The following is a 13,451-nucleotide window of genomic DNA, read 5'->3' as shown; positions in this document are numbered from 1 at the left end:
GCGTTATCCCTTTAGTTACTTAAACGCTTCGGCGAATTTATTGACGACCACTTTTTCGAACGGAACGTTAATCCCTTCGAAGGTCACATTCATATCGTAGCCTTTTTTGCTGATGACCGGGCTTTTTGCAAAAGCGCTGTAATTGTTTTCGAATGCGATATCAAACACTTTCGGATCGAGATCGCTGAACGATTTTCTTAAAATTTCTTTCGCCCCGGCTTTATCCTCCGCGATGAATTTTTCCGCCTTGCCGATGGCATTCGTAACCTTTTGCAGCAATTCCGGGTTTTTATTGATAAAATCCTGTTTGGCCAAAAGAACGCTGTGCGAGAAACCGTCCAACTCCTTGATTTCGCCCTTCGACAAATTGATGAGCATCATCCCGTTATCGGTCGCGGCCGCCGTATCGGATGTCGGGGATGAGAAGCAAAACGCCTGAATCTGGTTGTTCGTAAACGCCGGGAGGAATGCTTCCGCGTTGCCGAGCGGAACAAGCGTCACGTCTTTATCCGGGTTCAAATTTTGCGATTTAAGCAGGTAGCGGACCAATTTATCGTTGCCGCTTCCCGGCGTATTAATGCCGATGGTCAAACCTTTCAAAGCTTTGATCTTCTGATCGATGGGCGAATTTTCGTTAATGCCCAGCTTGGCCGCCACATCTTTGCGAATGACGATATTGGATGCATATTGATTGATCAAGGACGCGAATGCCTGTATGTTTTGGCCTTTCTCGTTCACATCCATCACGACCGAAAGCCCCGTGGCGCCGATTTGCGCCCCTCCGCCGGCAATGGCGGAAATGACTTTGGGCGAACCGCCCGCGATGGACACTTCTACGTCCAGCCCTTCTTCTTCGAAAAAACCTTTCCCTTTGGCGATATATATGGCGGAAAACAAAAAACCTACCGTGGATTGAACAAGCGTCACTTTCTGTTTCTTGCCCGGTTCGGCCGAAGATCCGGCAGCTCCGGCAACGGGAGAGTTCGCCGCTTTATTGCCGCAGGCCGACAACAGCAACGCGCTGCACAGCAAAATCGCGCCGAATATTTTCATTTTTTTCATGTCGGGTCCCTTCCTTCCGTTTCTATTTCAATTCGTGTTCGGGGATTTCCAGTGAAGAAACTTTTTCTCAAACAAGCTTAATAACTCAACTTTCGCACCTTGAAAATCTAACCTAAGCCAGATGTGGTGCGGGTTGCGGACGATTAATTCTTTGAGTTGACAGAAAAAACACCTTTCGTTTGGTAAAATGGAAATTGTCCAGATCCCCATTCCAAACAGAAAGGTGCGTATCTTCATGGTACACCAGAACGCTCTGTCTGAAAAGAGTTTGCATCGAATTACATCGTTGTTTGTTACTTTAAAAATCGGCCACTTGCTGCGCCAGGCCGGCATTCGCAAGTCGTTCGGTATGCCAGCGCTGGAAGTTTTTCAGCTTCTGTTCACGCTTGTTTTCCAACAGCGTAATTGGTATCGCCTGTTAGAGAGTGAGCGCTCCTCGGTGCCCGGCAAGGACGTCATCTATCGTTTTCTTAACCATTCCGGCTTTGCGTGGCGTAAATTCCTTCATAGCCTAAGTCTCTTGGTTGTTCGGCGCTTCGAATCTCTCATTTCAAGTTCTCGTACTCGCGTGTTTATCGTAGACGATTCTGTTTTGAAGCGAAATCGAAGCAAGAAAGCAGAACTGTTGGCTCGCGTTCATGATCATACGACAGGTCGATTCGTCCGCGGTTACAATATGCTCACGCTGGGTTGGTCGGATGGCTTCAGTTTTGCTCCCATCGATTTTGTCATGCTCAGTTCCGCTAAGATCACCAACCGTTTTTGTGAAATAAAAGATAACTTGTCGAAGCGGACTCAAGGATATAAGCGTCGCTTGGAAGCATTCACCCGTAAGCCAGATGCGGTCGTAGAATTACTCAAACGTGCGATTCGGGCTGGTTTTGCTGCTGATTTTGTGCTCATGGATAGCTGGTTTACGCAAGCGCCACTTTTGCGAAGCCTTATGTCGGAAGGGCTTCACGTCATCGGGATGATCAAGGACATGAAGCAGCGCTATGTCTTGGGTGAAGACCTCGTCACGTTGAAGGAGCTTTACCAAAGGCTGCCGCGATCGACCAAAATAGATGTACTCGGCTCGTTTCTTGTTCAAACAGCTTGTGGACTGCCAATTCGACTCGTATTTGTGCAAAACCGTAACTGTCGTAGGGAATGGCTTGTTATCTTGAGCACCGATACCGAACTGAGCGACACGGAAATCGTGAGGATTTACGGAATGCGGTGGAGCATAGAAACCTTCTTTAAATTCACTAAATCCCATTTGAAGCTTGGGACGGAGTTCCAAGGCAGATCGTTCGATTCGCTGATTTGCCATACGACGATTGTGTTCAGTCGTTACTTGTTATTAGAATGGGAACGTCGTGCGAATCAGGATGCTCGTTCACTTGGAGGTCTCTTCTTCCTATTTGCAGACGAAGTTCGGGAACTTGACTTCAAATCGGCGCTACAACAAATCGTGGTGTTCTTCTTGGAGTTGACCAAAACCAAGACGAAAAGGGAGAGGTCTGCACTTATTTGTCAAGTCCAACAATGGATTGCTGGTTTGCCCAACTATATCAAGGGTTTACTGACTGATCTTAGCTGCGAAAGTTGAGTTAATAAGTAATTCAAAAAGCTGGAGACGATCATGAGCACGATCAGGGCGGCAAAGGTGCCCGCCGTATTGTACTGCCCCGCCGAATACTGTATCAAGTACCCGAGCCCCCGGTTGGAGGCGGTAATCTCGCCGACAATCGCACCCAGCAAAGCATAAGGAACGGACATTTTGAGCCCGACGATGATCCAGTTCAAAGCGGAAGGGAGAACGACCTTCACAATAATTTGCCGTTCCGTCGCCCCCATAATTCGGATGCTTTCCAGCAAATCGTTATCGACATCTCTGACACCGGCAAACGTATTGATGAACACGAGGAAAAACACCGTCACCGCCGAAAGCATGATTTTCATTTCGATGCCGATGCCGAACCACAAAATAAATAATGGGGCCAAAGCGACTTTCGGCAAGCTGTACAAGGCCATGATGAACGGCTCGAAAATTTTCGACCCGAACTCCCAGCGCCCCAGGCAAAAGCCGACGACCCCTCCGGCGGAAGCGCCTAAAATAAAGCCGAGCAGCGTTTCCTCCGCCGTGATGGCCAGGTGAAAAAACAGATCGCCGGTCACGATCCATTTTTGCAGCGCTTTCAAAATATCGAGAGGCGTGCTGATCCAAAACTTATCGACGATCGTTCCCGACGCATACTGCCAGACGGCCAGCACAACAACCAACAAAACGAGGCGGATCGACGTTAATTTGAAAAATTCGGCCCTTTTTTTATTTTTTGCTGAATTTTCGTGGGAATCCTCCATGACGATTCGGCTTTCAGTCAGTCCTGTACTCATCTCGCCGCTTCAACCTCCATCTCAAATTCGTTTTTCAATGCGTTCCAAAGCTTCGTATGCGCTTTCAAAAATTCCTCGGAAGTCCGTACGTTGATGACGTCCCTCGGCCGTGGAATATGAATCTCTTCCATAAACTTGATCGTTCCGGGGCGTTTGCTGAATACCGCGACCCGGTCGCCCAAAATGACGGCTTCGTCGAGATCGTGCGTAACAAAGATGATTGTTTTTCCCGTTTCCTTCCAAATTTCAAGCAGCTTATCCTGTAAAATCAACCTCATCTGAGCGTCGAGTGCGCCAAACGGCTCATCCAATAGAAGCGTTTCCGGGTTGTAGGCGAGCAGTTTCGCCAGGCTGGCTCTTTTCCGCATTCCTCCGGACAGCTCCTGGGGATAATGCTTCTCGAACCCTTTGAGGCCTACCATTTCAATATAATGATCGCATATTTTTTCTCTCTCTTTTTTGTCTACCCCTTTGATTTCCAATCCGATGGCAATGTTGCTTTTTACGTTTCTCCATGGCAAAAGATTGTCTTTTTGGGTCATGTAGCCGACGCTCGTATTGATTTTGTCCACCTGCCTGCCGCGGTAGGTGATCGTCCCGCCGTCCGCTTTCATAATGCCCGCGCACATGTTTAGCACCGTCGATTTTCCACAGCCGCTCGGACCGATCACCGTGAGAAACTCGCCTTCTTCCACGGTCAAGTTAATGTTGCGCGAAGCCCAGAAACGCTCCCCGCCCCGCTCAAATTGCTTCGAAACGTTAGAAAACTGAATTAGCGTCATAGTTCCCCTTCTTTCCCTGGATGATTTGAATTAACCGGAAGCTAATTTCTTGTCCATATTAGCATGGATCGCGAAAGTCCCGACACTGTTTTTTTGCAAAACGGATACGGGGATATGGGCATAACCTTCCATTAATCTCCTCGCCGTTCTTCCGCTCGCCGCCCGCGTCACGGTCCATGATTCGCCGCTTCGTTCGATCGAAGCTTCCACATACAGTACTCCGGAAGGATGCCCGATTCTCAAACAACGATTGCCCGGGGAGACGAGCTGATTCGGAATCGTTCCGGGAATTTGCGCCGCGGCTGCCAAAGCCAATCCGCCGCTCACCGCATAAGCCCGATGCAGCGCCCCCATGGAAATATACCTTGATGCGATGTCCGCTTCCCCGCCGTTTACAACCTTGCCGCCGCTTGACACATAACGGCTTGAAGGTGCGGTCATCGCAATTTTCGGAAGCGCGTGTGAAATCGGGGATACCGCATCTCTTTCTTCTTGCCGGATAAGCCCGATCCTGATGCCCGCTTCGACCCGGATTTCCTCGAGCGTATTCAGCAGTTCCCGGTTCCCGTTAACTTCATCCTGCAGCTCCGTTCCTTTTAACCCGAGATCGCAGGCTCTTACGAAAACGACTACGTTCGCGCAATCGACAACGCTGACTTCGAATTGCCGCCCGTCCTTCAGCCGGATCACATCTACGGGACGGCCGGTAGGAAGCAGCCTCCCCGTAAAGGCCCCGCCCGAATCGGGAAAATTGATCATGATCTGGGCGGAAGTTCCGGGAACGCCGTCAATAACGAAGTCGCCGTCATACTCGATTTGTCCGTCCTTAACGGGAATTTCCACAATGATCATCTTGCCCGTGTTCGTGTTATAAATGTTTACCGGAGTAAAAGGTTCCTGAAGCCTTACATAACCTTCCTCCGCCGCATAAAGTCCGACGGCGCTGACGAAGTTTCCGCAGGTGACGTTGTAATCGATCATCTTCTTCTCGATGCTGACTTGACCGAAGGTGTAATCGATGTTCGCTTCCGGGAGTGAGGGCGGACCCACTATGGCGAGTTTGCTGGTCAAAGAAGTGCCTCCGCCCAGCCCGTCGATTTGGCTCGAATCCGGACTGCCGTACAGCCGCAGAATCACCTCATCCCGCAGAAAAGGATCCGCCGGAAGATCCGCCTTGCGCAATATGAGCCCCTTGCTCGTGCCCCCTCTCATAATAACCGCGGGAATTTTATGGATTTGCCCATAATCGTACATTGCGCTTCCTCCCATTCTGACTTGCCTTCATGAGCTTAAAGTACCACGGTCTTTGGAATAAAACAAATATTTAATATTTATAAAAATCAATAGAAAAATTTGATTCCTGAACCGATCTCCATTACAATGAAAGACAGAATCTTGGAGAGGAACCGGGGTGTTTGACGGTGGAAGAAAAAGACTGCATCTTGCTGCAAACCTTGTTCGAACAGCAAAACTTGACGAAAACCGCGGAAATTTTGTACGTTTCCCAGCCCTCGTTAAGCTACCGTATACAGCAATTGGAAAAGCAATTCGGCATCACCATCATGCACCGCGGAAGAAGAGGGATTGAATTCACCCCGCAAGGCGAATATTTGGTGAAATATGCCAAGGACTGCATGCAGCAGCTGCAAAAAGTAAAAGAGCATCTGCTGAGCATGGACAATAAAATATCGGGGACGTTAAAAATCGGAACCGCCAGCAGTTTGGGACGCTACAAGCTTCCCGGGCTGCTGAAAAATTTTCATACGGAATATCCGGATGTTGAATTTAAAGTAACTTCAAGCCGCAGCTCGGAGCTGGTCAACTCCGTCTACAAGCAGGACGTTCATATCGGTTTTATTCGCGGAGATTATAATTGGCCCGAAGAAAAACATCTAATCATGACGGAAAATATTTTTATCGTTTCCAATAAGGAAGTCACCTTGAGCGAACTGCCCGCACTTCCGAGAATTATATACAAAACGGACATATCCCTGGAAGCCGTGTTTGATAATTGGTGGAAGGAGACCTTTTCCGCTCCCCCAACTATCATGATGGAGGTGGATCATATGGAAACCTGCAAAGAGATGGTGTCGAGCGGGTTCGGATATGCGATTCTCCCCAACATCGTTTTGGGAGACAACGAGTACAAATATCGCATCCAGCTGAGGACCAAACACGGGGAGCCCATCCTGCGCAAATCGTGGATGATTTACCGGAAGGATTCGCTACAAATCACGCTTATCAAAGCGTTCGTCGATTTTATCAAAGGGTTGAAATTAATGTAACCCTTATTGCTTTCAATCGTTTTCGATAAAAAATAATTATATCAAAAAGAAAAACCTGCTTAAACAGCAGGTTTTTTCATTGACGGACTCCGTTCATATCGGCAGCAGCCGAACTTCTTCGCGCTCTCCGAGCTGCTTCACCATATCGTACCACCGCTGCGGCTTATCCTCATGCACGGAGTAATAAGTCGTCAGAAACCGCTGCACCAGTTCCCCCGGCAGCGCATCCAAACCTTCCTCGTAGCTCAGAAAGCAAAGGTCCAGCCCCCCGACAGCTTCGCCGTCAAGCTGCCACGACGGATGCACGTAGTCGATATCGAGCTTGCGATAACCGATATGGGCCAGCACCTCGCGCCGGACGAACGGGTCCATCGGCTTGATGCCTCCGAACGAGTGATCCTCCACCAAATACGGGTTATATATTTCCGCGAACATGCCTTTCCAAGGGGCGCCGCTTTCGGCGACGACCTGCAGCAGGTCGCGCTCGCGCTGCTTCACGAGAAACGGCCCGATTCCGAGCCCCTCGCGGCCGATGATCGTAAAATCCGTCATCGCCACCCGCAGCTCCGGATAATACCGGTATTCGGTCGCGCCGACTACTTTACCGTCCTCCACAGCGACAAAAACGCGGATGCCCGGGTCCTGCAACGGCTCTTTCCACAACGAGAATTCCAGCACTTCCTCCGGCGGGAACACCGTTTTCATCAAATCGTGCATTTGTTTAAACAAAGGATCGTCAATACTTACAATACGGATGTAGTCCACCTTTTCCCCTCCTGCGCCTCGGTTTTACACAGACCATTGTATCAAAAGCCGGGCCTATTGCGAAATGCTTCTCCCGCGCTAGCGCCATTGACATAATATTGAAATATTTACAAATAAATTTCTTGACTTCTTAACTTATCATTTTATGGTTACTATGATAAAATAGAAGGATAAAGGAGTTGATCGCGATGGCGAAATCCAAAACGGAATCGTGCATAAAACACGCGTTATGCCCCAAGCTGGAAACGGCATTGCAAATATTAAGCAAAAAATGGAGCGGTCTGATCATTCATGCCCTCATGGACGGACCTAAACGATATAAAGATATCGCCGAGTTCATCCCCGGGATCAGCGACCGCATGCTGTCGGAGCGGTTCAAGGAGCTCGAGGAGGCCGGCATCGTCGTACGCCACGTTTATCCCGAGGTTCCGGTACGGATCGAATACGAGCTGACCGAAAAAGGCAAACATATGGACGGCATTTTGAACGAAATTTCCAAATGGGCCGACCAGTTCTGCTAATCGGCGGTTCGTATAAAACCGACGAATGAGCCCATTCCGCCAAGGGAACGCTATCTACTGCCCTGAATGAGGGGCAGGAGGTGAGCTTCGGATGACCGGACGCAACAGCAAGCCCGATAATACAGGCCCGGCAAGCCAGCCGTCCCGGTTGGACCAGTTCGGAGATAAGATCGCCGAGGATACGGTCCCAAAGGACGGTACGCACAATCCGCCGCGGAAATAATGCGCACAAAAAGAGCTGTTACCGACTTGTCGGTGACGGCTCTTTTTGTTTGCCTCGTGCAGCTCAAGTTTAAATAGCCCAAGAGGGTCATTCTAAGATTCGTTACGCATTAATACTTTGAATAATGGGTTACCAAGACTCCTTTTGGGGATACATTCCGAATTTTTTATGAATAGGGGGAACATGGCCTGATTTCCTACATTAGTTTACTTGGCGTCGCTGCCGTAACTATTTATTGTATTTTTGTTACATATCGTGTACGTCAAAAGATAACCTGTATGACCGGAATGATCGTTGCCATGACGGTCGGCATGATGGCAGGCTTAAATTTAGGTACGATACTAAGCATTCTTCTTCAAGATTTTGTTTTATCTACGATCGTTTCCGTTCTCATAGGAATGTTCATCGGTTATTGGACAGGCAAACCGGTTAGTCTAATGGCATCCATAGACGGTATGCTGGCCGGACTCATGGGCGGGATGATGGGCGCCATGCTTGGTGAAATGGTGAACAGGCCTAACACGATAACGGTCTTTGTGGATATCATCTTCCTTTTCGTCATATTGATCCTTTTCCAAATGATTCATGAAGAAACCGGAACCAAAAAAATCATAGGTCGGATGGGTAATGCCGGTTTTGTCACCATCGTTGTAGGAATTGCTGTTGTGGGCCTTTTGTTAAAACTCGAAAACAACAGCGCCCCGGAGATAAAAGATTCCAATGAACACATACATATTCAATCGACATCGGCATCCGAGCCGATAGAGGAAAATAACAACCGCAAATTGAAGTAGCCATTCAACCTGCAGAGCCGCTGATTAAGCGGCTTTTTTTCATGTTGTCGAACACCGCGAGCTTTCCCGACTTGTGCCGTTTTTGTCAAACTTTCCAATTATTATAGCCCTAATGAGTTATTATCCGGTCACGTTCATTAAGCTATGATGACATATGGACGTCCAACCATCTTAGGAGAAATCAATTCATGATACTTTCGGGAGGTTTGCCATGCTGAAAACCGGCAGCTATATTCGTTTGTGGCGCTGGCATTTCTATGCAGCATTATTTATCACTCCATTATTGATCACATTAACGTTAAGCGGTATCGGTTATTTATTTTATACCGATGTGGAAAACAAAGCTTATGCCAGTCTGTTTTTTGGAGAAGGTGGAGAGACCAGGCAATTAACGATCGATGAAGGTATTGAGAAAACACTGAGGCAATACAAAGGCTACTCCATCTCCAAGGTCATCGTTTTGGATGAGCCGTACAACACACGCTTAACGCTAAAAAATAACGAAGGCAACCAGCAATATGTATTTTTGGATAATCATTATGAAACCATCGGCAGTCAGGATGCGAAATATACGTTTTCAAATGTGATGAGAGAAATACATAGTTCGCTTTTTGTAGGCGGCACGGTTGTAAATTACTTGGTTGAATTAGCCGCATGCTGGGCGATCTTTTTAATGTTTTCCGGCATTTACATGACATTCAAGGGGAGGGCGCTGAAGAAGAAACCGAATCCGACGAAGCGGCAAAGAAATAGAAAATGGCATGCATTCATGGGAACGATTGTTACGATCCCCATGATTCTCATTATTTTTACAGGTTTGCCTTGGTCGGCTTTTATGGGGGATATCCTATATTCTGCCGCGCAAAAATATCCTTCTTTCGGGTTTCCCGCAATAACGCAACGGCCGCCAACTTCGGACATGAGTGAAATTCCATGGGCTACCCGGAAAAATGATGCCCCCTCCTCAAACGCATCCGCTCCACATCATGGCAGTATGCCGGGAACGTCGCTTAACGACGGAATGATAAGCATCCAACAACTGATGAATGAAGTGGAGAAAGCACAAATTTCCAAACCGTATTCGATTATTTATCCAACGCGCGAAGATGATGTATTCATCATTTCCAAGGGGAGCAATACCGGAGTGACAGGCTTAGACGTAAGCCCTTATGACGAAATGACAGCTTATTTCGATCAATACAGCGGAAAGTTGATTTCGAAGGTAGGTTATGCGGACTATGGCCTTTTAGCAAAATGGTTTACTTGGGGCATCCCGTTGCATGAAGGTCATCTATTCGGTTGGCCGAATAAACTGATCAACTTGGCTGTTTGCCTTTCCTTCTTACTCGTCATTTTATGGGGAATTACCACGTGGCTATCCCGTATAAAAGAAGGTAAAATCTCGGCTCAACCGGCAGCTTCAAACAGTTTTTCATTTGGCCTTACCGTCTTTATGGTGATTTTAGGACTTGTCATGCCGCTATTTGGGATTTCTTTAATGCTTGTTGTTATTATTGAATGGATTTTGTACATCAACACGAAAACCGGCAAATCAAAAAAAGCGACCGTATGAAAAATATGGTAACATTAACTCAACATCAAACCGTTCAGACAACGGCCATAAAAATGTAGACGGAAATCAAAATGAAGGAGTCAGGAAACATGATTGTCGAACAATACGCATTTTGGCGCCGTATTGACGCGCCCGGGCACGATGCCTGCCGGCTGATTCGGCATGACCGCGGCTGGACGCTTCAAGGAACTGCCATATACCGCCATGCAGCCGGCCCCGCCTGCCTGCATTACCGCACTTCATGCAATTCCGCCTGGGAAACGACGGAAGGTGAAGTGCACGGCTGGTTGGGCGACCGGGAAATTCAGTATCGAATCACAAGAGAGGGAACGGTTTGGAAGCTGAACGGCGCGGCGATCCCCGGGCTTGAACCGTTCGTCGATCTCGATCTCGGCTTCACCCCCGCCACCAATCTCCTGCCGCTGCGCAGAGCTCCCATTCCGCTGAATCAATCCGCCGATATGTCCGCGGCCTGGTTGGATGTGGACAGCGGAACGCTGAAGGCGCTGCCGCAAAGTTATAAGCGCCTCTCCGAAACGATCTACGAATACAAAGCTCCGACTTTCGAATATGAAGCTTTGCTCGAAATGGCGCCGAACGGCTTTGTTCGGCAATACCCCGGACTTTGGGAAGCGGAGCCGGAAATGCATTCCGGCGGTTAAATTTCAATCGCCCATGTTCCGCCGCACACAAAAACCCCCTCCAAACCGTTTTGTTTGGAGGGAGGTGTGCACGAACCCGTATTCATATCGGCCCGGTTTAAGCCTGCCTTGCCTCCAGCCGCTTCGCAACGACGGACAGCAGGAAGTTGACCGCAAAATAGATCAATCCGGTCAGCAGCAAAATCGGTATGACGTTGTTCACATCCCGCGCTGCGACGATCTGCGCGTTGTGCATCAGCTCGGCGAGTGAGATGATAACCGCCAGGGACGTGTCCTTGAGCAGCGAGATGAACTGGCTGACCATCGGCGGCATCATGCGGCGCAGCGCCTGCGGCAGGATGACATGCCACAGCGCCTGCACGTAGGTAAGGCCCGATGAGCGGGCCGCTTCCATTTGGCCTTTTTCGATCGAGTTCAGTCCGCTGCGCACGATCTCCGATATCATCGCCGCCTCGAACACGGTCAGCGCCGCGATGGCGGCATTTTGCACGCTCATCTTGATGCCGATCTCCGGCAGCGCGAACCGGGTAAAAAAGATGATCAGCAGCAGAGGCAGGTTGCGGACGATTTCGACAACCAGCGCCAGCACCCACGAAACGACCGGTATCCGCGCGTAACGCAGCGTCCCGACGACGCAGCCGATCAGAAAGCTGAGCACGATCGCCACAACAGCCACCTGCAGCGTCACTGCCAGCCCCTGCATGAGAAACTTGAGATTTTCCGGAGCATATGCCTGAGCAAAATTCACTGTGCGGCCCCCCTTTCTTCAACACTTTCCCGTATTGATTCCGGATGCTTCCTTAATGGTGGCGAGCCATCCGTTTTTCCAAATACCGTACGCCGAAGCTGATCGGGATCGTCAGCACCAAATAAAACAGCGCAACAAATATATACACGTCAAACGTCACAAACGTCCGGGTCGAGATGATATCCGCGTAATACATCAAGTCGAGTCCGGCGACAACCCCGAGCACGGACGAGTTTTTCACGAGATTGAGAAATTGGTTGCCAAGCGGCGGAATGACCACCCGGATCGCCTGCGGCAGCACGATATAACGCATCGTCTGGATATACGTCAAACCCGACGAGCGGGCCGCCTCCGTCTGTCCCTTCGCTACCGCCTGAATGCCCGCGCGCACCGCCTCGGCAATAAAAGCGGCCGTATATACCGTCAGTCCGATCGTTCCGGCGACGAAGCCGTCCAAAGGTCTGCCGAGCGCCGGCGAAGCGAGGAAGAAGAAATATACAACGAGCAGCAGAGGAATATTGCGGATAAATTCGACATAAACGGTGCCGAGCCAGTTCAGCGCTTTGACCGGCGCGATCCGCATGACGGCAATGATCGTGCCCAGAACAAAACTCGCGATCAGCGCGATCAGGCTGACTTCAATCGTGCCCAGAAATCCTTTCATAAACGTATCCCAATACTTGATTAAAATGCTCCAATTGATCACAGACCCGTCCCTCCTTTCCGGCAAAACGTGCGCCCTTACAACGTAAGCAGGATGAGCCCTGTCAAGCGGCTCATCCTGATCCTATGGACGCTTATTTGCTCGGCTTCTCGCCGATCCACTTCTCATACATCTTGTCATATTCGCCATTCGACTGCATTTCCTTCAGCATATCGTTAACCACCTTCAGGAACCCGCTGTCGCCTTTGCGCACGGCCATGCCGTACGGCTCGTCGGTGAACGTTCCGCCCACGACGGCGTAGTTCGGATCCTGCTTGGTCATGCCGTACAAGATCGCATTGTCCGTCGTCAGCGCATCGCCCTGCCCGGCCTTCAGCGCCGTAAAGGCATCCTGATAGTTTTCAAACTCCAGCACGGTGGCGTCCGGCGCTTTGGCGCGAATATTTTGCGCGGAAGTCGAGCCTTTCACCGTCAGCACCTTGGTGCCTTTCTTCAAATCGTTGATCGATTGGATCGGGCTGCCCTTCTTGACGAGCAGCGATTGGCCCGCTTTGAAGTACACGTCCGTGAAGTCGACCTGCTGCTTGCGCTCCTCGTTGATCGTCATCGTGGCGATGATGATGTCGATCTCACCGTTTTGCAGCATCGGAATTCTCGTCTTCGAGGTCACTTCCTTCAGTTCCAGCTTGTTCTCGTCCCCGAGCACCTTCTTCGCAATCGCTTTGGCCATGTCGATATCGAAGCCCTCCACATTGCCGGACGCGGGGTCTTTCAAGCCGAACAGCTTCGTATCGTATTTAACCCCGGCCACGAGCTTGCCGCGCTTCTTGATATCGTCGATCGTCTTGCTTCCGGAGCTGGCCGTATCGGCGGGCGCTCCTCCTTGCGGCTGCGCCGCTTGATTGGTATTGTCCTTCGTTCCGCAAGCGGTCACGAGAGATACAGCCAGCGCGAGCACCATGCTCGCCTTCCACATTTGTCCCAGTTTCATAC

At 49.7% G+C, this 13,451-nt stretch carries 15 protein-coding genes; 7 read left to right on the top strand and 8 right to left on the bottom strand.

From position 1 onward, the window contains the following. Nucleotides 1-15: 15 nt before the first annotated feature. Nucleotides 16-1,062: an ABC transporter substrate-binding protein gene (locus MYS68_RS31960; protein WP_248929659.1), complete on the bottom strand. Its 1,047-nt coding sequence runs from the start codon at nt 1,060-1,062 to the stop codon at nt 16-18. Between the two features lie 235 nt (nt 1,063-1,297). On the opposite strand from MYS68_RS31960, the gene MYS68_RS31955 reads away from it, so the two are divergent. Next, a complete protein-coding gene (locus MYS68_RS31955; RefSeq protein ID WP_248928649.1) occupies nt 1,298-2,653 on the top strand; it encodes an IS4 family transposase in 1,356 nt (451 codons plus the stop codon). Here the strand turns inward: MYS68_RS31955 and MYS68_RS31950 are convergent. The 3 genes from MYS68_RS31950 to MYS68_RS31940 are packed head-to-tail and all read right to left on the bottom strand — an operon-like array spanning nt 2,611 to nt 5,477. Beyond that, nucleotides 2,611-3,441 carry an ABC transporter permease gene (locus MYS68_RS31950; protein ID WP_248929658.1) on the bottom strand — a complete coding sequence of 277 codons (831 nt, stop codon included), beginning with the start codon at nt 3,439-3,441 and terminating at the stop codon, nt 2,611-2,613. The genes MYS68_RS31955 and MYS68_RS31950 overlap by 43 nt on opposite strands. After that, entirely contained in the window at nt 3,438-4,223 is a 786-nt protein-coding gene (locus tag MYS68_RS31945; RefSeq protein WP_248929657.1) for an ABC transporter ATP-binding protein, read from the bottom strand. Before MYS68_RS31945 ends, MYS68_RS31950 begins: the two co-directional genes overlap by 4 nt. A 30-nt stretch (nt 4,224-4,253) precedes the next feature. Further along, nucleotides 4,254-5,477, bottom strand: a complete 1,224-nt coding sequence (locus MYS68_RS31940) for a 2-methylaconitate cis-trans isomerase PrpF family protein (protein WP_248929656.1) — start codon at nt 5,475-5,477, stop codon at nt 4,254-4,256. Nucleotides 5,478-5,644: 167 nt separating this feature from the next. Between MYS68_RS31940 and MYS68_RS31935 the strand changes: the two genes are divergently transcribed. Further along, nucleotides 5,645-6,508 (top strand): LysR family transcriptional regulator, encoded by an 864-nt coding sequence (locus tag MYS68_RS31935; RefSeq protein ID WP_248929655.1) that lies wholly within the window; start codon nt 5,645-5,647, stop codon nt 6,506-6,508. Nucleotides 6,509-6,601: 93 nt separating this feature from the next. Here the strand turns inward: MYS68_RS31935 and MYS68_RS31930 are convergent, their stop codons facing one another. Then, nucleotides 6,602-7,273: a GNAT family N-acetyltransferase gene (locus tag MYS68_RS31930; RefSeq protein WP_248929654.1), complete on the bottom strand. Its 672-nt coding sequence runs from the start codon at nt 7,271-7,273 to the stop codon at nt 6,602-6,604. Nucleotides 7,274-7,461: 188 nt separating this feature from the next. Here MYS68_RS31930 and MYS68_RS31925 point away from each other — a divergent pair, with 188 nt between their 5' ends. The 5 genes from MYS68_RS31925 (at nt 7,462) to MYS68_RS31910 (ending at nt 11,046) form a co-directional block, all read left to right on the top strand. Continuing rightward, nucleotides 7,462-7,794 (top strand): winged helix-turn-helix transcriptional regulator, encoded by a 333-nt coding sequence (locus MYS68_RS31925; protein ID WP_275983583.1) that lies wholly within the window; start codon nt 7,462-7,464, stop codon nt 7,792-7,794. A gap of 91 nt (nt 7,795-7,885) precedes the next feature. Further along, complete coding sequence (locus MYS68_RS38700) at nt 7,886-8,017, top strand: hypothetical protein (RefSeq protein WP_275983582.1); 132 nt, start codon at nt 7,886-7,888, stop codon at nt 8,015-8,017. A 278-nt stretch (nt 8,018-8,295) separates the two neighbouring features. After that, complete coding sequence (locus MYS68_RS31920; RefSeq protein ID WP_248929653.1) at nt 8,296-8,811, top strand: hypothetical protein; 516 nt, start codon at nt 8,296-8,298, stop codon at nt 8,809-8,811. A 211-nt stretch (nt 8,812-9,022) separates the two neighbouring features. Further along, nucleotides 9,023-10,384, top strand: a complete 1,362-nt coding sequence (locus MYS68_RS31915) for a PepSY-associated TM helix domain-containing protein (RefSeq protein WP_420852175.1) — start codon at nt 9,023-9,025, stop codon at nt 10,382-10,384. 89 nt (nt 10,385-10,473) lie between these two features. After that, nucleotides 10,474-11,046: a putative glycolipid-binding domain-containing protein gene (locus MYS68_RS31910; protein WP_248929652.1), complete on the top strand. Its 573-nt coding sequence runs from the start codon at nt 10,474-10,476 to the stop codon at nt 11,044-11,046. Between the two features lie 97 nt (nt 11,047-11,143). Here the strand turns inward: MYS68_RS31910 and MYS68_RS31905 are convergent, their stop codons facing one another. The 3 genes from MYS68_RS31905 to MYS68_RS31895 form a co-directional block, all read right to left on the bottom strand. Continuing rightward, complete coding sequence (locus MYS68_RS31905; RefSeq protein ID WP_420852174.1) at nt 11,144-11,794, bottom strand: amino acid ABC transporter permease; 651 nt, start codon at nt 11,792-11,794, stop codon at nt 11,144-11,146. Between the two features lie 52 nt (nt 11,795-11,846). Continuing rightward, a complete protein-coding gene (locus MYS68_RS31900) occupies nt 11,847-12,500 on the bottom strand; it encodes an amino acid ABC transporter permease (protein ID WP_248929651.1) in 654 nt (217 codons plus the stop codon). A gap of 91 nt (nt 12,501-12,591) precedes the next feature. Then, complete coding sequence (locus tag MYS68_RS31895) at nt 12,592-13,449, bottom strand: ABC transporter substrate-binding protein (RefSeq protein WP_248929650.1); 858 nt, start codon at nt 13,447-13,449, stop codon at nt 12,592-12,594. Between the last annotated feature and the right edge of the window lie 2 nt (nt 13,450-13,451).

It is taken from the genome of Paenibacillus hamazuiensis (assembly GCF_023276405.1).
Classification (GTDB): Bacteria; Bacillota; Bacilli; order Paenibacillales; family NBRC-103111; genus Paenibacillus_AF; species Paenibacillus_AF hamazuiensis.
Note: the sequence above shows the minus strand (reverse complement) of the source record. Positions and strands in the feature narration are given on the sequence as shown.

Excerpts from the sequence above, each read along its gene's own strand:
- MYS68_RS31960 (WP_248929659.1), bottom strand. The coding sequence starts at position 1,062 with ATGAAAAAAATGAAAATATTCGGCGCGATTTTGCTGTGCAGCGCGTTG.
- MYS68_RS31955 (WP_248928649.1), top strand. The coding sequence starts at position 1,298 with ATGGTACACCAGAACGCTCTGTCTGAAAAGAGTTTGCATCGAATTACA.
- MYS68_RS31950 (WP_248929658.1), bottom strand. The coding sequence starts at position 3,441 with ATGAGTACAGGACTGACTGAAAGCCGAATCGTCATGGAGGATTCCCAC.
- MYS68_RS31945 (WP_248929657.1), bottom strand. The coding sequence starts at position 4,223 with ATGACGCTAATTCAGTTTTCTAACGTTTCGAAGCAATTTGAGCGGGGC.
- MYS68_RS31940 (WP_248929656.1), bottom strand. The coding sequence starts at position 5,477 with ATGTACGATTATGGGCAAATCCATAAAATTCCCGCGGTTATTATGAGA.
- MYS68_RS31925 (WP_275983583.1), top strand. The coding sequence starts at position 7,462 with ATGGCGAAATCCAAAACGGAATCGTGCATAAAACACGCGTTATGCCCC.
- MYS68_RS38700 (WP_275983582.1), top strand. The coding sequence starts at position 7,886 with ATGACCGGACGCAACAGCAAGCCCGATAATACAGGCCCGGCAAGCCAG.
- MYS68_RS31920 (WP_248929653.1), top strand. The coding sequence starts at position 8,296 with ATGACCGGAATGATCGTTGCCATGACGGTCGGCATGATGGCAGGCTTA.
- MYS68_RS31915 (WP_420852175.1), top strand. The coding sequence starts at position 9,023 with ATGCTGAAAACCGGCAGCTATATTCGTTTGTGGCGCTGGCATTTCTAT.
- MYS68_RS31910 (WP_248929652.1), top strand. The coding sequence starts at position 10,474 with ATGATTGTCGAACAATACGCATTTTGGCGCCGTATTGACGCGCCCGGG.
- MYS68_RS31895 (WP_248929650.1), bottom strand. The coding sequence starts at position 13,449 with ATGAAACTGGGACAAATGTGGAAGGCGAGCATGGTGCTCGCGCTGGCT.